Source organism: Streptomyces sp. CWNU-52B, from assembly GCF_047444975.1.
GTDB lineage: Bacteria > Actinomycetota > Actinomycetes > Streptomycetales > Streptomycetaceae > Streptomyces.
This window is the reverse complement of the sequence record NZ_JBLFJV010000006.1, coordinates 315,935-335,941: the sequence shown is the minus strand read 5'-3', so window position 1 is coordinate 335,941 and position 20,007 is coordinate 315,935. Positions and strand designations below refer to the sequence as shown.

16 protein-coding genes are annotated in these 20,007 nt (G+C 72.0%); 7 read left to right on the top strand and 9 right to left on the bottom strand.

What is annotated here, in order from left to right; translation table 11 throughout:
* Positions 1-172 precede the first annotated feature (172 nt).
* The 7 genes from ACLVWQ_RS08880 to ACLVWQ_RS08850 form a co-directional block, all read right to left on the bottom strand.
* Positions 173-2,680: a beta-galactosidase gene (locus tag ACLVWQ_RS08880; RefSeq protein WP_414107678.1), complete on the bottom strand. Its 2,508-nt coding sequence runs from the start codon at positions 2,678-2,680 to the stop codon at positions 173-175.
* Positions 2,680-4,467, bottom strand: a complete 1,788-nt coding sequence (locus ACLVWQ_RS08875) for a beta-galactosidase (RefSeq protein ID WP_414107833.1) — start codon at positions 4,465-4,467, stop codon at positions 2,680-2,682. Before ACLVWQ_RS08875 ends, ACLVWQ_RS08880 begins: the two co-directional genes overlap by 1 nt.
* Before the next feature lie 107 nt (positions 4,468-4,574).
* On the bottom strand, positions 4,575-4,952 hold the full coding sequence (locus tag ACLVWQ_RS08870) for a hypothetical protein (protein WP_414107677.1): 378 nt from the start codon (positions 4,950-4,952) through the stop codon (positions 4,575-4,577).
* 1,029 nt (positions 4,953-5,981) lie between these two features.
* A complete protein-coding gene (locus tag ACLVWQ_RS08865) occupies positions 5,982-7,298 on the bottom strand; it encodes a cytochrome P450 (protein ID WP_414107676.1) in 1,317 nt (438 codons plus the stop codon).
* Positions 7,299-7,460: 162 nt separating this feature from the next.
* Positions 7,461-7,820, bottom strand: a complete 360-nt coding sequence (locus ACLVWQ_RS08860) for a DUF742 domain-containing protein (RefSeq protein WP_414107675.1) — start codon at positions 7,818-7,820, stop codon at positions 7,461-7,463.
* On the bottom strand, positions 7,817-8,230 hold the full coding sequence (locus ACLVWQ_RS08855) for a roadblock/LC7 domain-containing protein (protein ID WP_414107674.1): 414 nt from the start codon (positions 8,228-8,230) through the stop codon (positions 7,817-7,819). Before ACLVWQ_RS08855 ends, ACLVWQ_RS08860 begins: the two co-directional genes overlap by 4 nt.
* Entirely contained in the window at positions 8,227-9,624 is a 1,398-nt protein-coding gene (locus ACLVWQ_RS08850) for an ATP-binding protein (RefSeq protein ID WP_414107673.1), read from the bottom strand. The genes ACLVWQ_RS08855 and ACLVWQ_RS08850 overlap by 4 nt, the downstream gene beginning before the upstream one ends.
* 264 nt (positions 9,625-9,888) lie before the next feature.
* Here ACLVWQ_RS08850 and ACLVWQ_RS08845 point away from each other — a divergent pair, with 264 nt between their 5' ends.
* Together ACLVWQ_RS08845 and ACLVWQ_RS08840 are read left to right on the top strand one after the other, a co-directional pair.
* Positions 9,889-10,746, top strand: a complete 858-nt coding sequence (locus ACLVWQ_RS08845) for a helix-turn-helix domain-containing protein (protein ID WP_414107672.1) — start codon at positions 9,889-9,891, stop codon at positions 10,744-10,746.
* A gap of 156 nt (positions 10,747-10,902) precedes the next feature.
* Entirely contained in the window at positions 10,903-12,543 is a 1,641-nt protein-coding gene (locus ACLVWQ_RS08840) for a beta-ketoacyl-[acyl-carrier-protein] synthase family protein (protein WP_414107671.1), read from the top strand.
* A gap of 465 nt (positions 12,544-13,008) precedes the next feature.
* On the opposite strand, the gene ACLVWQ_RS08835 is transcribed toward ACLVWQ_RS08840, so the two are convergent.
* Positions 13,009-14,004 carry a Ku protein gene (locus ACLVWQ_RS08835; RefSeq protein WP_414107670.1) on the bottom strand — a complete coding sequence of 332 codons (996 nt, stop codon included), beginning with the start codon at positions 14,002-14,004 and terminating at the stop codon, positions 13,009-13,011.
* A gap of 71 nt (positions 14,005-14,075) precedes the next feature.
* Here ACLVWQ_RS08835 and ligD point away from each other — a divergent pair, with 71 nt between their 5' ends.
* A complete protein-coding gene (ligD, locus tag ACLVWQ_RS08830; protein WP_414107669.1) occupies positions 14,076-14,957 on the top strand; it encodes a non-homologous end-joining DNA ligase in 882 nt (293 codons plus the stop codon).
* Positions 14,958-14,968: 11 nt separating this feature from the next.
* Here the strand turns inward: ligD and ACLVWQ_RS08825 are convergent, their stop codons facing one another.
* Positions 14,969-15,772, bottom strand: coding sequence for a nuclease-related domain-containing protein (locus tag ACLVWQ_RS08825; RefSeq protein WP_414107668.1), 804 nt, complete (start codon positions 15,770-15,772; stop codon positions 14,969-14,971).
* 90 nt (positions 15,773-15,862) lie between these two features.
* Between ACLVWQ_RS08825 and ACLVWQ_RS08820 the strand changes: the two genes are divergently transcribed.
* From ACLVWQ_RS08820 to ACLVWQ_RS08805, 4 genes are all read left to right on the top strand, one after another.
* Positions 15,863-16,369, top strand: a complete 507-nt coding sequence (locus tag ACLVWQ_RS08820) for a protein phosphatase (protein WP_414107667.1) — start codon at positions 15,863-15,865, stop codon at positions 16,367-16,369.
* 118 nt (positions 16,370-16,487) lie between these two features.
* On the top strand, positions 16,488-16,847 hold the full coding sequence (locus ACLVWQ_RS08815; RefSeq protein ID WP_414107666.1) for an SH3 domain-containing protein: 360 nt from the start codon (positions 16,488-16,490) through the stop codon (positions 16,845-16,847).
* 130 nt (positions 16,848-16,977) lie between these two features.
* A complete protein-coding gene (locus ACLVWQ_RS08810) occupies positions 16,978-18,426 on the top strand; it encodes an FtsW/RodA/SpoVE family cell cycle protein (RefSeq protein ID WP_414107665.1) in 1,449 nt (482 codons plus the stop codon).
* 17 nt (positions 18,427-18,443) lie between these two features.
* A complete protein-coding gene (locus ACLVWQ_RS08805) occupies positions 18,444-19,901 on the top strand; it encodes a peptidoglycan D,D-transpeptidase FtsI family protein (protein WP_414107664.1) in 1,458 nt (485 codons plus the stop codon).
* The last annotated feature ends 106 nt before the right edge of the window (positions 19,902-20,007 follow it).

Below are 20,007 nucleotides of genomic sequence, written 5' to 3'. Positions count from 1 at the left end.
CTTCGAGTTCGCGTACGGATACGAGTACGAGTGCGGGTACGCGTGCTCGTACGGGTACGGGTACGGGTTCGTCCCGGCGGTCGTGCCCCGCCCGGCTGGCCCACAGGATAGGCCGCCGGGCGGGAGGTCGACGCGGTGGTGGCGGGGTGGTGACGCGGGGGGGGTGTGGTGCTCAGCCCGCCCCGACCGCCCAGGTCCGGGTCCGCACGCACTCGACACGCCCGACCGCCGCCACGGCTCCCCCGGCGCCGGTCTCGGCCCCGGTCCCGGGCCCGCCCTCGAAGCCGGCCTCCTCCGCCGCCACGTACACGCGGGCGTCCTCGTGCCGCGGCAGCACCCTCAGCCGCAGTCCCCGCTCGCGAAGGGCCCTCTCCGGGAGCCGGTCCAGGGCGATGTCCCAGACCCGCCCCGCCTGGAACTGGTCCGCCACGAGCGTGTCGCCCACGTAGGCGCGCGCCACGTCTCCGATCCAGTGGACGCGCAGGAGGGTTCCGGTGAGCGGCAGTCCGTCCGGGACGTCGACGACGTACTCGGCCGCCGCCGTGTCGTAGTACTTGTCGGCGGGCGCACTCGCCCGCCCCAGCACACCCGTCACGGGCTCGGGCGCGGGCCCGGCGGCCCGGACCTTCCGAACCGCCACCCCCTCAGAAAACCCATCACGACGCACGCCCACGCCCTCCTGCACGGCCTGCACGCTGTAACGCGTGAACACCCCGTCCATCGACTCCAGCACACCGGCACCCTCCACCACGGGAGGCCGTCGCGGCGCGGGCAGCACGGCGAACGACGGTTCACCGGCCGGGCTGTGCACCCGTACCTCTCCTCGCCCGCCCCGCGCGTGCTCGTCGAAGACGACACCGGCACCGGCACCGGCACCTCCGTCGCAGAGGACCAGCCGCTCGGCTCCCCAGGCGACACCCCGGTAGGCGGTACGGGCCGTCGTGGCGTCCAGGACCAGCAGGCCGACCCGTGCGCCGTCCGCCGTGTCCACCTCGACCAGGGCGTCGGTGCCGGGACGCAGCCCCGTGACCAGGAGGCGGTCGCCGAGCGTGGCGCACTGTCCGGAGGGCACGCTCACCGACGCCACCGTCCGCGCGTCCAGGGCGAGTTCGACGGGAATGCCCTCGGTCGCGGCCAGCACCAGAACCGTACGACCATCGCCACCACTGCCACTGCCTCCGTGGTCGTCGATCATGCATACGGGCTGGGCGGTGGCCCAGTCCAGGCGCAGACCGCCCACGTCGAGGCGGAGTGGCCAGCAGAAGTAGGCGCCCGACGGGACGGTGACCGGCGTACTGGGGAGCGTGAGCGTGGGCGCCTGCGGGAACTCGACCGTGAACGAGGTCTCCGGGTGGTCCGGCAACGGCTCGTGCGGCTGGTGGTTGTTGACGAAGAGGAAGCCGGCGTCCCCCGAACTCCGCACCGCCCAGCGCAGGGTGTCCCGGTCGTCCTGCCCCGTCGGCTGCTGTTCGGGGAGGAAGGACTCCATCGGGGCGACGAGCCGGCCGAAGTCGGCCAACAGCAGGTGCTGGAGCCGGAGTTCGTCGTACGAGGGCCGGTACTGGCCGAACTCGCCCAGCGGGGCCTGGAAGTCGTACGTGCGGACGGGGAGGTCGTTGGGGTAGTCGGTCGCGTGGGACTCCTGAAGTGTCGTCAGTTCACCGGCCGGGTTCGTACCGCCGTGGAACATGTAGTAGCCCTGCCACACGGAACCGCAGCCGATCTTCGTGAGCCCGAGCGCGCCGACGTCGGCCGCGTCGACGCGCGGACGGCGATGGTAGGAGACCGCCATGCCACCGCCCAACTCACAGGTGGCCCAAGGGAACCGGTCGGCCGGAGCCGTCAGGTCCGCCGGAGCCGCGCCGCGTGCCGTCGTCGGACGCAGGTCGGAACCGATGCCCTCGTCGTCGCGCTGGTGGGTGAAGAAGAAGTGCTTGCGACAGGTGTCCGGCCAGCCGCCGTCGGCCTCGGTCCAGAAGGTCTCCGGGTAGCCGCCGTACAGCGGAACCAGTTCGTCGGGCGGGAGCCGGACTCCGCCCCACGCCGTGGACGTCCAGAGCGGGGCGCTCAGCCCGGCCTCCTGGGCCATGCGCTTCAGGGTCAGCAGATGGCCGGGCCGGTCATAGAGCTCGTTCTCGATCTGGATGGCGACGATCGGGCCGCCGTGCGCACGGTCGAGCCCGCGCAACTGTCCGGCGATCGCCTCGAACCAGGTGCGTACGGGTGCCAGGTAGGCCGGGTCGTCGGTGCGCGGGCTGCGGGTGCGGGCCGACAGCCAGTCGGGGAAGCCGCCGTTGCGTACCTCCGCGTGGGACCAGGGGCCGATGCGCGGGACGAAGTCCAGCCCGTGCCGGGCGCACAGCTCGGCGAAGCGCCGCAGATCCCGGTCGCCGTCGAAGCGGATGTGTCCCTCCGTCTCCTCGTGGTGGATCCAGATGACGTAGCTCGCGACGGCCGTCACCCCGCCCGCCTTCATCTTCAGGAGTTCCTCCGCCCACTGCGCCGCCGGGTAACGGCTGTAGTGGAACTCGCCGGAGACCGGGAACCAGGGCCGGCCGCCCCGGGTGAGACAGCGGCTCGTCACCTCGATCGGGTCGGGGACGCCGGGCGCGTCGGCGAAGGGGAGATGTCCGGTGAGCGGCGGCTCCGCCGGGGTGGACACCCTCAGGCGAAGGGGCATCAGGGCTTCACCGGCCCGAGGTCGGGTGTGTCGGTGAGCAGGGCGCGCGGTTCGGTCGTGGCCTGCGACTCCAGCAGGACCAGGTCGTTGGTGCCGGGGCGCAGGACGGGCGCGGGCACGTACAGCGTGCGCTGCGGGCCGCGGTTCCAGTAGCGGCCGAGGTGGAAGCCGTTGATCCAGGCCTGACCCTTGGTCCAGCCCGGCAGGGAGAGAAAGGTGTCGGCGGGTGTCAGTACCTCGAAGGTCCCGTGGTGGAAGGCGGGCCCGACGTCCAAGGCCGCCGACTCGGCCTCCGCCCCGCTCACCGGGCCACCAGTGCCCGCGCCCTCGCCGACGCCGTCCATGGGCAGGGGATGGCAGTCCCAGCCGTGCAGGGGGGTGCCGTCGAAGGTGACGGGCCCGAGCAGCCCCTTCGGGGAGCCGATGCGAGGGCCGTAGTTGACACCGCCCAGGTTCTCGACGAGCACGTCCAGCGCGGCGCCGGCGCGCGGGACCCGTACGGGCAGGGCCTCTTCATGGCGTTCGCGTTCGAGTACGCCGACGGGGGCGCCGTCCAGGAAGACCTGGGCGCGGTCGCCGACACCGCCCGCGAAGTGCAGCACACCGTCGCCGGACACGGGAACCGTGGTGCGGTACAGGGCGTACCCCGCCCGCAGGCCCAGCTCCTCCATGGTCACCGGGTCGGCGTCGACGCGTACCGGCTTGGCCAGGGTGTCCGCGTGAGCGAGCAGCGCGACGCGGCGCTCCAACTCCACCACCGTGCGCGGCAGTTTGGGCGACGGCGCGGGGGCGGGCTCGGTGGGCACCGGGGCGTGGCGGGCGATGACCTCGCGGAAGGCGTGGTACTTCGGGCCCGGGTCGCCGGACTCGGTGAGGGCCGCGTCGTAGTCGTACGAGGTCACGATGGGCTCGTACGCGTGGTCGTGGTTGGCGCCGTTCGTGAACCCGAAGTTGGTGCCGCCGTGGAACATGTAGATGTTGACCGAGGCGCCCGCGGAGAGCAGCCGGTCGAGGTCGGCGGCGGCGTCCGCGGCGTCACGCACATGGTGCGGTTCGCCCCAGTGGTCGAACCAGCCGATCCAGAACTCCGCGCACATCAGGGGCCCTTCGGGCTGATGGGCCCGCAGCCGTTCCAGGGATTCCGTGATCCTGCTGCCGAAGGTGCCGGTGGCGAGGACGCCGGGCAGGCTGCCGGCCGCCAGGTGCCCGGGGTCGGCCTGGTCGCAGGTGAAGAGGAGCTCGTCGACGCCCCGGGTGCGCAGGGACTGGGCGAGGTGTTCGAGATACGCGGTGTCGTCGCCGTACGCCCCGTACTCGTTCTCCACCTGGACCGCTATCACCGGGCCGCCGTTGGCGGCCAGTTGGGGCAGGAGCGGGGGCAGCAGCAGATCGAGATAGCGGTCGAGGGCGTCCGTGAAGCGCGGGTCGCTGGTGCGCAGCCGGATGTCGGTGTCCGTGGTGAGCCAGGAGGGCAGACCGCCGCCGTCCCACTCGGCGCAGATGTACGGTCCCGGGCGCAGCAGGACGCGCAGGCCCTCGGCCTCGGCCAGCCGGAGGTAGCGCGGCAGGTCCAGGAAGCCGTCGAGGACGAGTGTGCCGGGCTCGGGCTGGTGGAGGTTCCAAGGGACGTACGTCTCCACGGTGTTGAGGCCCATCAGCCGGGCCTTGCGGAGCCGGTCGGCCCACTGGTCGGGGTGGACGCGGAAGTAGTGCATCGCACCGGAGATGATCCGGAAGGGCTCTCCATGGAGCAGGAAACCGTCGGACGACGTACTCAGAGCGGGCATGGGCATGCTGCGTCCCTTCGACTCGACAGTACGAGACCCATGGTGTTACCGGTAACTTAAGCCGTCAAGATCCCGCGCCAGGACGACCAGGATGATGATGCGAGGGTTCAGGCCGTGCCGGCTCGCAGGGCGGCGTGGAGGTGGACCGGGTCCGTCCAGTGGCGGGTTCTGGTGGGCGGTACCCGCCAGTGCAGACCGGGGGCGTACGTACGGTGCCGGGGCGGGACGGCCACGTGGGAGCCGAGGCCGAGGATCTGGGCCGGGGGTACGTCCCAGGCGGCGGCCTCGCCCGGTGGGACGAGCCAGTAGAGGACGCCGCCGTAGCTGTCCTCGATCACCGCGCCGGTGCGTGAGCCCAGATGTTCGAGGATGCGTACACCGGTGGCCGACGGGACCCGTACCGCGTCCCACCACTGGCCGGCCGGGAGGGTCCGCACCTCCGGGCCGAGTGGCCGCAGCCACCTCGGCACATCACTGCTCGACATGGTTCTGCCGCCACCGCCCCTCGCCCGCGATCATGACACCAGAGCGGACTCTAGACCTCAACTTACCTGTATGCGGAGGGAGTTGCCGACAGACGCAGTGGCTCGCGCACGGCCGCGTAGCGTCACTCCAGGAGTTGGTTCTCGGGGAGGTGGGTGATCCGGAAGGGGGAGGCGACTCTCGCGGTGGACGCCGACCGGTTCGACGTGACTCGGCTCGGAGCCTCTTGCCTTCGGGCACGGGGTGCATTTCTGTCTCGGTGCTCCGCCGGGCCAGCTTTTCGAAAGGCACCCGGACGTTCGACTCGCCGTCCCTGGCGCGGGGTTGGAGCCGGTGGCGTCGCCCATATCGAACGGTCACCGTGCACTGCCGGTACGGCTGGGGATGACCGGCTGATTCTCTCCCGTCCGCCCGGTGGGGGTTGCTCGCGCAGTTCCCCGCGCCCCTGACGGGGCACGCCCCCCGGATCGAACGCGCGCGCCGCCCTGGGCTGAGCGCGCAGTTCCCCGCGCCCCTGACGGGGCACACCCCCAGATCGAACGCGCGCGCCGTCCCTGGCTGAGCGCGCAGTTCCCCGCGCCCCTGACGGGGCACACCCCCGGATCGAACGCGCGCGCCGTCCCTGGCTGAGCGCGCAGTTCCCCGCGCCCCTGACGGGGCGCACCCCCTGAACGAACACTCGGACCGTCCCTGGCTGAGCGCGCAGTTCCCCGCGCCCCTGACGGGGCGCACCCCCTGAACGAACACTCGGACCGTCCTGGGCTGAGCGCGCAGTTCCTCGCGGCGGCCCCCTCGTTGTGTGTGTGGGGGGGGATCCACCGGGGGGCGGGCGCTGGGCGGCGGTAGGGGGTGGGTCGGGATGTCCGGGCGTCGCGGCAAGATGCGTTCACCTGTAGGCCAGAGAGCGGCGGTCGGATGTCCCGGGCCGGCCCCGACCCCACACGCACCCGCAGGCGCGCTTTTAAGGGGCGCGAGGAACTGCGCGCCCAGCCACACTCAACCCGCACCCTCCACTCCCCCTATCCCTATCCCTATCCCCCCGACTCCCCACGCCACCACGCCCTCAGCCGACCCCACCCACCCCCCGGACGGACGGACACCAGAACCGGCGACGGATCCGACGAACCCAACGGCTCAGCCACAGGCCGCCGCGGCCGCCGACGCCGCACCCCCTCCCCCGAACCCGCCGCCACCCCCGCAAACCGCACCGGCAACGAAACCAACCCCCGATGAAACGGCCCCGGCCGCCACTCCAACTCCTCCACCCCCACCGCCAGCCGCACATCAGGCAACCGGTCGAGCAGCTTCTCGACCGCCACCCCCGCGATCAGCCGAGCCGTACTCCGCGCAGGACACGTGTGCGGCCCCGCACTCCACGCCAGATGCCCCCGATTCCCGGCCCGCTGTTCGTTCGCCGGCGCCGGATCCGTGTTCGCGGCGGCCAGACTCACCACGACCGGCTCCCCCGCCCGCAGCAGCATCCCCTCGTACACGACATCCCGAACCGGGTAGTGCACCGCGCAGTTGGCCATCGGCGGATCCGTCCACAGCACCTCGTCGAGCGCGTCCTCGACCGGCAGGCCGCCACCCCCCAGACCGCCCGCGAACCGGTCGTCGGACAGCAGCAACCGCAAGCTGTTCGCGATCAGGTTCTGCTGGGGCTCGGTGCCCGCCCCCATGAGCACGACCAGTTCATGGATCATCTCCTCGTCGGTCAGCCCGGCAGGATGCGCCATCAGCCACGAGGTCATGTCCGCCCCCGGCCGCGCCCGCTTCAGCGCGACCAACTCCCCCAACGTCGCCGTCAGCAACTCGTTCGCCCGCTCCGCGTCCACTCCGTCGAAGATCCCCGACATGCCCTCGACCAGCCGCTCCCCCAGCTCGGCCGGACAACCGAAGAGCCGGTTGACCACCAGCAGGGGCAGCACCTGGGCGTACTCGCCGAGAAGGTCCGCGCACCCACGCGGAGCGAGCAGGTCGATGAGTGTGTCGGCGCTGCGTTCGACGTACCCGCGCAGCGTGCCGGCCTCCACACGGGCCAGGCTGTCGGTGATGGCGCCGCGCAGCCTGCGGTGCTCCTCGCCGTCGGTGAACAGCGCGTTCGGCCGGTACATCATCATCGGCACGACGGGGCTGTCCGGTGCGACGGCACCCTCGGCGAGGTCACGCCAGCGACGCGGGTCCTTGGAGAACGTCTCCGGGCTGCGCAGCACGTGCAGCGCGGCCTCGTACCCGGTGACGAGCGTGGCACGGACACCGGGCGCGAGCTCGACGGGCGAGGTCGCGCCGTGCGCCCTCAGCTTGTCGTAGAGCGCACCGGGATCCGCCGTGAACTCGGCCCCGTACATGGAGTGGCGAAGGGGACACCCGCCACCGGACGGGGGTTCGGGAGGAGTCACGCATGCTCCAGGAGGTCCATGACGGCGAAGTGCCCCACGATCAGCAGTTCGACAGCGATCCGCACGCCACCCGCGAGACGAACACCCCCACAGGGGCTGCCGGGACCGTCTTCAGAGGCGGGCACGGAGCCCATCGAGGACCTCCTGGAGGATGTGGGCGTCGGACCGCAGGGCGGACGGAACGGGCGCGCGGGTGACGACATGGCCGCTGTCCATGAGGTCGGCGATCAGCACTTTGGTGACACTGACCGGCAACGACAGATGTCCGGCCACCTCGACGACCGACAGCGCCCCGGGCCGGCACAACTCCAGCAGCACCCGTTTCTCCGGGCTCAGTCCCGCCGACGGCGGACCGTCCACGGCGATCAGCAGCGTGACCAGGTCCAGGGTGTTGCGACTGGGGTGGGAACGGCCGTCCGTGACGACGTACGGCCGCACCAGTCTCCCTCCGGGACGTCCGGGCGGTGTCATGCCGGACTGCCGGCGTCCCGACGCGCGGGGCTGCTCAGTTCGGCGCCGAGCCGGTCGACGAGTCTGTGCATGCGGTACGTGACGGCCTCCATGTCCACGTGTTCGGTGGTGGACACGGCCAGGTGGGCGCCCTCGCCCGCGGCCACGAGGAAGACGTAGCCGTGCGCGAACTCGATCAGCGTCTGCCGCCAGGGCGTCTGCGGGCTGCCGCAGAACTCGGCCGTGCTGCGGCTGATCGACTGCACACCGGAGAGCCCCGCGGCGAACCGCTCGGCGTCGTCCCTGCCGATGTCCGCGGAGTGGGCGCGGAGCAGGCCGTCGGCGGAGAGCAGGATCGCGTGCCGCGCCTCAGGAACCTTCAGGACCTCATCGAGCATCCAGCTCAACTCGTCGTTCGCAGGCTCGATCATCCCTGGATGTTCCCTTCGTCTTCGTAGGGGGTGGTGCGCTGTGCCGCGCGGCCGTGCAGCGTGCCGCGCGCGAACGCGCCCATCCGACGGGCGGACTCCTCGGCCGACCGCACGACGGGCACCTCGACCGATTCGGACACGGCCCCAGACCCAGACCCGGACCCGGCCACGGACCCGGATTCCGCCTCCTGACTCGGTTCCTGACCCGGTTCCTGAACCCGCCGCCTGCGCTTGGGCAACCCACCCGCCGTGGTCACGACCCCATCGCCGGACGCCGCGTCGGACGAACCGGCAGACGCGGTCACGGAGGTCGACGCGTCCGACGTACCACCGGAGCCCCCAGCAGCCCCCGCGCCCACGCCCACGCCCACGAGCGGCAGCGCCTCCGTCGCGTCCCGGGGCGTGAGCAGCACGGACGGCAGGAACACGACGGCGCGGACCCCGCCGTACGGGGACCGGGTGTCGGCGGAGACGCTGAACCCGTAGCGCGCGGCGAGTGCTCCGATCGCGGGGAAACCGAACTGGGGCGGGTCGTCGAGCCGGGTGACGTCCACCGCGTGCCGGCCGGACAGCAGGGCGGTGGCGCGCTCCGTCGCCTGGGCGTCCATGCCCACGCCCGCGTCGTCGATGACCACGCAGGCGCCGTTGTGCACGGCCTGGACGTCGACCTCGACCTTGGTGTCGGGGTGTGAGTGGCGGGCCGCGTTGTCGAGCAGCTCGGCGACGGTGAGGACGACCGGCTCGACGGCCCGGCCCGCCACGGCGGTGTCGGCCTGTCCGTGGATCTGGACGCGCCGGTAGTCACGGATGCGGGAGGTGGCGCCGCGGACGACCTCGATCACCGCCGAGGTGGAACGCTGACGGCCCGGCCAGGACCCGCACAGTACGGCGACGGCCTGGGCGCGGCGGCCGAACTGGGCGTTGCAGTGGTCGATCGCCAGCAGGTCGCGCAGCACGTCGGGGCGGTCGTGCCGGTCCTGCATGTCGGAGATGGCGACCTGCTGTTCGTTGGCCAGCGCCTGGATCGAGCCCATCGACGCCTTCAGGGCGGCCTTCGCGGACCGGTCGGCGCGGGCCCGCGCGTGCTCCACGGCGCTGTCGAACCGTGCCAGGACATGGTCGAGGCACTTCGCGAAACCGCTGCCGGCCAGCCTCGCGTCGAGCAGCCCGGGGCCGGGGGCCTGCCGCTGAGGCCCGTGGTCCTCCAGTGCCGGGAGACGTACGGCGACGAGGTGCCGTATCTCGTCCTCCCGGGTCCGCAGGTCCTCGGCCAGCTCGGCGCTGTGCCGGCGCAGCCGGGCGGTGATGCCTCGCTGGCGTATCAGCAGCACGGTGACGGCGAGCAGCGCGAGGGCCGCGCACCAGAACACCGCCTCCGGTATCTGTTCCTTCATGAGGTCCCCAGGGGCAGGTGAGCCGGGACGGAGGTCGCGGCGCCCGACGGTACCGGCGGGGCGGGACGCGCGCTTTCCCGAGCGCGCAAGGAAGTTGCCCGCAGACGAACCACCCACAACAGGCACACCACACGCATCGCATGCACCGAACGCACCACACCCGCCTTTCGTCTCCCGCACCACGCGAACAGAGGGTCTGTACTACGCTTACGGCCCGTAACTACCTTTGCGTTCAATCCAGTTGATGGAGGCGGAGGAAGCACAGTGCCCGCGGGGACCTACATCGTGGAGTCGCAGACGACATGTGAGGTGGCTCCGCACGAGCGGACCGATGCCTACCAGCTGGTCGAGTTCCGCTCGGACGGGATCGAGTACAGCCGGACCCGGCACCAGGTGCGCGAGGATCCCGACGAGGACTACCGCCTACTGCTCCCCCTCTCCGGCGAGCTCGTACTGCGGCAGGACGGCCGGGAGGCGCGACTGACGCCGGGGCAGGGAACGTTGCTGACCTTCGGGGAGCCCTTCGAGTGCCTCCAGGACGCGTCCACCCGAGCGTTCGTCTTCACCATTCCCGCGCGTGAGCTGGACGGCCCGCTGCGGCGCAAGTCCCCGCTGGTGACCTCGCTCGATCTGAGCAGGGGCCTGGGGCGGGTGATCGGTTCCATGCTGAACGACCTGCACGAGGAGCGTGAGGTCCTCACCGATCCCCAGTTCAACGCCGTCTCCGAGCGCGTGGTCGAGCTGCTGTGCATGCTCGCTGTTGGCGACGACCGGCCGGACGCGCCCGGCCATCTGACGGAGGTCGAGGCGGTGGTCCGCCGCCATGTGCGCGCGCACGCGGCCGAACCCGGTCTGACCGGTACCTCCATGGCGCGGGCCCTCGGCTGGTCCCTGCGGCAGATCCAGCTGGCCCTGCGACACGCGGGCACTACTCCCCGGGAACTGATCCGCGAGGAACGGCTGCGGCTGGTCCGCGACCGGCTCCGGTGCGGCGGGTGCGAGCACATGACGATCACGGATCTCGCGTACGCCTCGGGCTTCTCCTCCGCGAGCGCGCTGAGCACGGCGTTCAAGCAGCGGTACGGGGTGAGCCCGCGGGAGATGCGGGCCGGGACCCGCTGACGCCCTTCCCCCCTCGGATCCCGAATCCCGGGCCGCGGATCCCGGGCCGCGGGCCGCGGGCCGCGGGAGAGTTGTTCACAACTCGGGCGAGTGACACTGGAGTTTGTTCCTTGCTACCGAAGTGCCACGCCACCGAGCGAAGGAAGCAGCAGTCACATGGACCGTTCGCACGACGACGCGCCCCTCTCCCCCCACTCCACCACTGCCGCCACCCTCACCTCCTTCGCCGCCTTCGCCGTCACCACCGTCACCGCCGCCGACATCCACTCGGTCGAGCTGCGGGACGGCGACCGGTTCACCGCGCTGCGCACCGTCGGCCCGCTCGCCGTCGAGGAGTCGTACACCCGGAGGTGGGGTGTCTGGCGCCAGGACCTGGACCGCCCCTCCGAAGTGCCGCTCCAGGACCCGGAGCTACGGACCTGGGCCACGGAACGGCTGGAACAGGAGTGCCTCGTACGCCATCACGCGCGGCCGGATCACCCGCGGCCCGCGGCGACGGCGTCGGGCCGGGCCTCCTCCCCCGGCCCCGTTCCCGCCGGGCCGCGCCGGGTCGTGGTCACCGGGCTGGGAGCGATCACCCCGCTCGGGGTCGGCGTCGGGGAGCTGTGGCAGGGCCTGTTGGACGGGCGGCACGGGATACGTGAGCTGGACGGGCCGGAGTTCGACGGGCTGCCGGTGCGGACCGGGGCGCTCGTGCCGGGGGACCTCACGGATCTGCTGCCCCGGCAGCGGGCCCGGCGGATGAACCGGTCCGCCCAACTCGCGCTGATCGCCGCGCTGGAGGCCTGGCAGGACGGCGGGTTCGACCCGTCGGGTACGCGGGAGAGCGGGCTCGACCCGGAGCGGGTGGGGGTCTCGGTCGGCACGATCATCGGCGGGGCGCCCGTGCTGGTGGAGGGGGACCGGCGGCTGCGGGAGAAGGGGCCTCGGTCGGTCTCGCCCCTCACCACCCCGATGACCGTGCCCTCGCAGGCCGCGTCGCAGGTGTCGCTCAGGCTGTACATCACCGGGGAGGCGCGGACCGTGACGAGCGCGTGCGCCTCCGGTACGGAGGCGATAGGGCAGGCGATCGACCGCATCCGGTACGGGCATGTGGACGTGGCGCTCGCCGGGGGCACGGAGGCGGTGGTGACGCCGGCGCTGATGGCCGCGTTCGCGTCGATGCGGGCGTTGTCCACGCTCGGCGTGGCGTCCGGGGTGACGCCGTCGCGGCCGTTCGCCAGGGACCGGGACGGCTTCGTGAACGGGGAGGGTGCCGGGTTCCTGCTCCTTGAGGCGGAGGAACACGCGCGTGCCCGTGGGGCGCGGATCTACTGCGAGGCGGCGGGGTGGGGGCTGTCGGCCGACGCGCATCATGTGGCCGCGCCCGATCCGAGCGGGGCGGGTATCACTCGGGCGGTGCGGCTGGCCGTGCGGGACGCGGGGGCGCGTCTTGTGGACGTGGTCCACATCAACGCCCATGCGACGGCGACGGTCGACGGGGATCACGCGGAGGCGGTTGCCCTGGCGGGGATGTTCGGGGTGGGGCGGGTTCCGGTGACCGCGCTCAAGGGGCATCTGGGGCATCTGCAGGGGGCGGCGGGGGGTGTGGAGGCGGTGGCTGCGGTCCTCACGCTTCAGCACGGTCTGATCCCGCCGACGATCGGCTGCGTCGAGGTGGACGAGGGGCTGGGGGTGGATCTGGTGATCGGGGCGGCCCGGGTGCTTCCCCTGGCGGGGGATCTGGTGTTGAGCAACTCGTTCGGTTTCGGGGGCCACAACGCGGTGTTGGCACTGCGGCGGCAGTCTCTCGGCTGACGCCGCGCGTCCTGGCTGGGGCCTTCGCCGGGGGGGGGCGTGCGGTTCGTCGCCCGGGCTGCGGGCCGGTGGGGGCTGGTCGCGCAGTTCCCCGCGCCCCTTCGGGCGCGCGACCCCAGTTCACACGCGCGCCGCCGCGCCGCTGAGAGGGGCACGCCCCCAATCACACGCACGCGCGCGCCGTCCTCGGCTGAGCGCGCAGTTCCTCGCGCCCCTGAAGGGGCGCGCCCCGGATCGCAGGCGCGCGTCGCGCCATCTGAAGGGGCACGGCTCCCAGTTCGCACGCCCACTCCGTCGCGCCACTGATGAGGGACGCGCCGCCCTCGGCCGAGCGCGCAGTTCCCCGCGCCACTGAAAGGGGCACGCCCCCGATCACACACACGCGCGCGCCGTCCTCGGCTGAGCGCGCAGTTCCTCGCGCCCCTGAAGGGGCGCGGGCCGTCGGGGGGTGGGGGTGTGCTTTGGTTAGGCTGAGGCTTTTTTTCTGGGGGTGGTCTTCTTCTTCGTGGTCGATGCCTTCTTGGTCGTCGACGCCGTTGATGCCGTTTTCTTCGCCGCCGTCTTCTTCGCCGTGCCCGTAGTCGTCGCCGTCGACTTCTTTCCCGCCGCCGCCTTCGGTGCCGAGCCCTTCCGGAGCGGCTTGACCTCTGCTTCGGCCCCGACCCCGGTCTCGGACCCCTCCCCCCTCGCCACCCGAGCCTGCCGCACGCTGTTCTCCAGCGCCGACATCAGGTCGATGACCTTCCCCCCGGACTTCTCCGCGGCGGGAGCCGCCGGCGCCTGCTCGCCGGAGGCCTTCGCCGCGATCATCTCCTCCACCGCCTCGCGGTAGTCGTCGTGGAGGTCGGCGAGATCGACCTCCCCGAGCGTGTCCATCAACGCGTCGGCCAGGTCGAGTTCCTTGTCACGGACGGTGACACTCGTGTCCGGCGCGACACTCTCGGTCGCGCGGATCTCGTCCGGCCAGAGCAACCCGTGCATGGCGATCACGTCGTCGACCACCCTCAGCATCCCGAGCCGCTCCCGCCCACGCAGTGCGAACTTCGCGATGGCCACCTTCTGGCTGCGCTTCAGAGCCTCCCGCAGCAGGGTGTACGGCTTGGCCGCCGGCACCCCGTTCGCCGACAGGTAGTACGCCGTGTCCATCTGGAGCGGGTCGATCCGGTCGGCCGGCACGAAGGCCACGATCTCGATCGTCCGGGCGGTCGGGATCGGCAGGGAGGCCAGATCGTCCTCCGTGATCGGGATCATCGTGCCGTCCGCGTCCTCGTACGCCTTGCCGATCTCCGCGGACGTCACCTCGCGCTCCTCCGCCTCGCACACCTTGCGGTAGCGAATGCGGCCGCCGTCCTCGGTGTGGATCTGACGGAAGGAGATCGAGTGGTTCTCCGTCGCGTTCACCAGCTTGATCGGGATGCTGACCAGGCCGAAGGAGATGGCACCGTTCCATATGGATCTCACGTTTCGACACCCTTCAGGCAGGTTCCAAATTATTTGTCACTATTGTCGTCAATGCGTGGGATTCTCATCTTATGACGCCGATCACGGAGGTGGCGGGGCGACGGGTGGCCCTGAGCAACCTGGACAAGGTGCTGCACCCTGCGACGGGCTTCACCAAGGGTGAGCTGCTGCACTACTACGCGACGGCCGCACCCGCGCTGCTCCCCCACCTCCGCGACCGTCCCGTCTCGTTCCTGCGCTATCCGGACGGCCCCGACGGCCAGGTCTTCTTCGCCAAGAACGTCCCGCCCGGTACGCCCGACTGGGTCCGCACGACGGAGGTCCCCCGTTCGGAGGGCCCGGCCCGGATGGTCCTGGTCCAGGACCTGCCCTCGCTGATGTGGGCGGCGAACATGGTCGCGGAGTTCCACACCCCGCAGTGGCGGGCCCACGCGCCGGACCTGGCCGACCGGCTGGTCCTCGACCTGGATCCCGGCGCTCCGGCCACCGTCGTGGAGTGCTGCCGCGTCGCCGTGTGGCTGCGCGACCGGCTCGCGGCGGACGGTCTGACCGCCTGGCCGAAGACCTCCGGCTCCAAGGGCCTGCACCTGCTGGCCGCTCTGGAGCCCACCCCCTCCGCCGAGGTGACCGCCTACGCCAAGGCCCTCGCCGTGGAGGCCCAGGCCGACCTTCCCGAGCTGGTCGTCCACCGCATGACGCGCAGCCTGCGCCCCGGCAAGGTCTTCGTCGACTTCAGCCAGAACGCGGCCCGCAAGACCACGGCGGCCCCCTACACGCTCAGGGCCCGCACCGCTCCCACCGTCTCCACCCCGGTCACCTGGGACGAGGTGGAGTCCTGCACCACCCCGGCCGGACTGAGTTTCCGGGCCGAGGACATAGCGCCCCGGCTGGAGCGCCACGGCGATCTGCTGGAGCCCCTGCTCGACCCCGGCCGGGCGGGATCACTGCCCTGAGACCCGCGCCTCTAGACCCGCGCCCACGTCTCCCGGTCCCGGGCCATCGCGTGCAGCGCCTCGACGTCCGCCGGCTTGAGGACGCCACCCAACCGGGCCAGCGACGTCACATCCGTGTCCAGCAGGACGCGCATCTCGCGCAGCGGCGCCGTCACCGCCACGTCCCTGGGCCCGAAGAGCGCCAGTACGGGGCGCACCTCGGCGGTGAGGGCGTACGAGGCGCGGTCCGCGTCCGCGCGGATCAGCCGCAGCACCGGCCGGGCCTGCCGGCGCCCCACCGTGACCAGGGGGTCGGCGACGAGAACGCGCTGCTTACGGGCGTACAGCGTGTGTACGGCGAACAGTCCTCCCGGGCCGATCACCAGGTGGTGCAGGCGGTCCCCGCCGGGCAGCGGCACGGAGTGCAGGGTGTGCCACCCGGCCCCCTCCAGCCGGTCCAGCGCCTCACCCACCGCGAGTTCCGCCGCGAGCGCGCGCCGCCTGGGGTCGGCCCGCAGTCGCCGCTGCGGGCCCGGATCGTGGTCGAGTACGGCCTGCAGGGCCTCTCCGGGCCGGTTCGGCGCGAGGTCCTCGTCCGGGTGCAGGGAGAGCCGCGCCAGCTCGGCGGGGGTCGGTACCGGTGGCGGCCCGACCGTCACCGATCCGCTCAGGAACGGTCCGAGCACATCGAGCACGTCCTGGCGCCGCTCCTCGCTCAGCAGGTTGACCCGGCCCGCCTCCCTGTCGTACCAGGCGACGTTCCTGCCGTCCGTGCGGCAGACGTAGAGCCGTTCCTGACCGTGCCGCCAAGTCGGTACGACGCGCAGTCCGTTCATGCACCACCACCCCACGACCATGGGAACAGGCGGGGTGCTCCCCGGGCAAGAAGGCGGTTACCTTTAGGGACAGTTGAGGGGGAGGCGCCGTTGCGGGCTCGCAGGAAGCAACCCGATGTGCCGGTCCCGGACAGCCCGTGGAGCGAGATAGTGCCCGGCCTGTGGATGGGCGGGCACGAGTACACGGGCCGGTCAGGAGAACCGGAGTTCGCCGTCGTGCACGACGAGTTCGACCTGGTGCTGACCCTGTTGCGACTGCCCGGCCACGGGCCCGACACGGGCGTGGAGCACCATGTGTGGCCGATCCCCGACGGGCCCCTGGACGGCACCCAGCTGGCGGGCGTGATCCGGCTCGCCCGGACCGCGAGGGAGGCGCTCGACGACGGCCGGCGCGTCCTGGTCCGCTGTTACCACGGCTACAACCGTTCGGGTCTCGTCGTCGCCCACGCCCTGGTCCTCGCCGGACGCCCGGCCGACGAGGCGATCCGGCTGATCCGCTCCCACCGCTCCCCGTGGGCCCTGCACAACGACCTCTTCGTGGAGTACCTGCGGACGGGGCTGGTCACGGCCCGGCTCCTGGAGGAACTCGCCGAGTAGCCGGAGCGGTCCCGCCGGGACCCGGCCCCGATGGCTCAGCATGGCGGGCGCGCGCCGAAACGCGCTCTTAATGTGGCGATGAGTCCACCTCTGTCCCCGATCTCCGGAGGAGCCCGCCATGTCCCTGCGTACCGCCCTCACCCGCCTCGGCATAGCCGCCGCCGGCGGCGCCCTCATCGTCGGCGCCGCGAGCCCCGCCCTCGCGGGCGACGACCGGGGCCACCACGACAGCGGCCACCCCCAGTACTACAAGGGCCGCGTCAGCGCGGCCGGCGGACTGAACCTGCGCGACAAGCCGACCCGCGGCGGCGCCGTCATCGGTTTCGCGGCGTACGGCGAGGTCGTCTCCATCTACTGCAAGACGCCGGGCGAGACCGTCCAGGGCAACCCCCTCTGGTACCTCCTCGCGGACGGCACCTGGGCCTGGGGAGCGGCCCGTTACATCGACAACATCGGCCCGGCCCCGCGCTGGTGCTGAGCACTCCTCCGAGGGCCGGCGCCCTGCGGCCCCGGTCACCCCGGTCACCCCGGTCGCGGTGATCGCCGCGACCGCCGCGATTGTCTCGGTATAACAGGACATCTGGCGATCATCTTGCTAACTTCCGGACATGCTCTCGCCCGGAACGACCGTGCAGGCGGACCCGCCGGCTCCCGTTGTACGCCTCCCCCGGCGCCGTGGCATCGAGTTCACCCTCATCGTGCTGGCCGTCCTCCTCTCCTGGTACGGCTACTGCGATGTCGGCCTCGCCAGGACCGGATCCGTCCCGCCCGGCGCCCTCGGCTACGGCGCCGGGCTGGGCGTGCTCGCGCTGGTCGCGCATCTCGCGGTGCGCCTGCGCGCCCCCTGCGCGGATCCGCTGCTGCTGCCGATCGCGGTCCTGCTCAACGGGCTGGGCCTGGTCCTGATCTACCGGCTCGACCTGGAGACCCCCGCCGACCGGGCGGCGCCCACGCAACTCGTCTGGTCGACGCTGGGCGTGGGCCTGTTCATCGCGGTCGTGGTGGTCCTGCGCGACCACCGGGTCCTCCAGCGATACACGTACGTGTCCGTCGTCGCCGCGCTGGCCCTCCTCGTCCTGCCGATCTTCTTCCCCGCGGTGAACGGCGCCCGAATCTGGATCAGGGTCGACGGATTCTCCATCCAGCCGGGCGAGTTCGCGAAGGTCATGCTCGCGCTGTTCTTCGCCGGCTACCTCGCCGCCAACCGCAACGCCCTCGCCTACACGGGCCGGCGCGTCTGGCTGCTCCAGCTGCCCACCGGACGGGTACTCGGCCCGATCCTCGCGGTCTGGCTGCTGAGTGTCGGCGTCCTGGTCCTCGAACGGGACCTCGGCACGTCGCTGCTCTTCTTCGGCCTCTTCGTGATCCTGCTGTACGTCGCCACGGGCCGCACCGGCTGGATCGCGGTGGGGCTGCTGCTCGCGTCGTGCGGGGCGGTCGCCGTCGGCTGGCTGGAGCCGCACGTGCACAGCCGGGTCGAGGACTGGCTGCACCCGTTCGCGTCGATCGAGGCGGGCCAGGGGCCCAACCAACTCGCCCAGTCCCTCTTCGCGTTCGCCGCCGGCGGCTTCCTGGGCACCGGGCTCGGCCTCGGCCACTCCATCCTCATCGGCTTCGCCGTCAAGTCGGACTTCATCCTGGCCACGGCGGGCGAGGAACTGGGCCTGGCCGGGCTCTGCGCGATCTTCCTGCTGTACGGGCTGCTGGTCGAGCGCGGCATCCGGGCGGGACTGGGCCTGCGCGACCCCTTCGGCCGGCTGCTCGCGGTCGGGCTCGCCTCGATCGTCGCGCTCCAGGTCTTCGTGATCGCGGGCGGTGTGACGGGGCTGATCCCGCTGACCGGGATGGCGATGCCGTTCCTCGCGCAGGGCGGTTCGTCGGTCGTCACCAACTGGATCATCGTGGCCCTGCTGATCCGCCTCAGCGACTCGGCACGCGGCCGGTCGGAGGAGCAGCAGGAACCTGACACGCAGGCGCAAGCACAGACGCAATCACAGACGCACACGCAGGCACAGACACAGACGCACCCTCGGCGCGGCGGGAAGGCGACGCCATGACGGGCAACGGCCGCCCCATGACCAGGTACATCCGCCACGCCGCCGCCTTCTGCGCACTGCTCCTGCTCGCCCTCCTGGTGAACGCCGCCCGCGTCCAGATCGTCCAGGCCGGCACGTACGACGAGAACCAGGCCAACCGCCGCCCCACGATCGCCCGTTACGGCCAGCCGCGCGGCGACATCCTCGTCGGTGGCCGGGCGGTCACCGGCTCGAAGGACACCGGGGAGCAGTTCCGCTACGAACGGACCTACAAGAACGGCCCGTTGTACGCGCCCGTCACCGGCTTCGCCTCGCAGGTCTACGGGACGACCCTCCTGGAGGGTGCCGCGGACGGCGTCCTGTCGGGCACCGATCCGATGCTCTCGCCCTTCCCGCTGTGGAACGACTTCACCCGGGCCCGCAGCCCCGGCGGCCACGTCGTCACGACCCTCGACGCGAAGGCACAGCAGGCGGCGTACTCCGGGCTGGGCTCGCGACGGGGCGCGGTGGCCGCGCTCGAACCGTCCACCGGCCGGATCCTCGCCCTGGTGTCCACCCCCTCCTACGACCCCGAGAACCTCTCCGGGACGGACTCGGCGGTGGCCAGGGCCTGGGCGCGGCTGAACGGTGCCGCCGACCGCCCGATGCTCAACCGGGCGGTGCACCAGACGTATCCGCCGGGCTCGACGTTCAAGGTGGTCACGGCCGCGGCGGCGCTGGACTCGGGCGTGGTGCGCGATGTGGACGCGCCGACCGAGTCGCCGGACCCGTACCGGCTGCCGGGCAGTACGGCGCGGCTGACGAACGAGGTGGAGGGGTGCGCGGACGCGTCGCTGCGCTATGCCTTCCAGTGGTCGTGCAACACGGTCTTCGCCGGGCTGGGCGTGCGGGTGGGCCGGGACGCGATGCGGAGCGAGGCGGCCGGATTCGGCTTCAACGACCGGTCGTTGGGGATCCCGTTCCCGGTCTCCCCCAGCACCTTCGACACCCGGGTGGACCAGGCGCAGCTCGCGCTGTCCTCCATCGGCCAGTACAACACCCGTGCCACTCCGCTGCAGATGGCGATGGTCTCCGCGGCGGTGGCGAACCAGGGCTCGGTGCGTACGCCGCATCTGGTGGAGCGGACGACCACGGACGACGGCGACACGGTGTCCGTCCCCGGGCGGCGCACCCTGCACCAGGCGATGCACCCCGCCACGGCCGTACGGCTGCGCGAACTGATGACGGACGTCGTGGAGAAGGGCACGGGCACGAACGCCGCCGTCCCCGGCGCCACGGTCGGCGGCAAGTCGGGCACGGCCCAGCACGGCCTCCACAACTCCGGTACGCCGTACGCCTGGTTCATCTCCTGGGCGCAGGCCGAGGACGCGATGGAGCCCGCGGTGGCGGTCGCGGTCGTCGTCGAGGACGCGGCGGCCGACCGGGGCGACATCAGCGGCGGCGGGGACGCGGCGCCGATCGCCCGAGCGGTGATGGAGGCGGTGCTCGACCGGTGAGCCGGGCGCACCGGGCCACCGCCCCGCTCTTCAGGAGCGCGGGGAACCGCGCGACCGGCCACAGACGACCCGCACCCTCGCCTCCCGGCCCCGGCCCTGCGCTGCC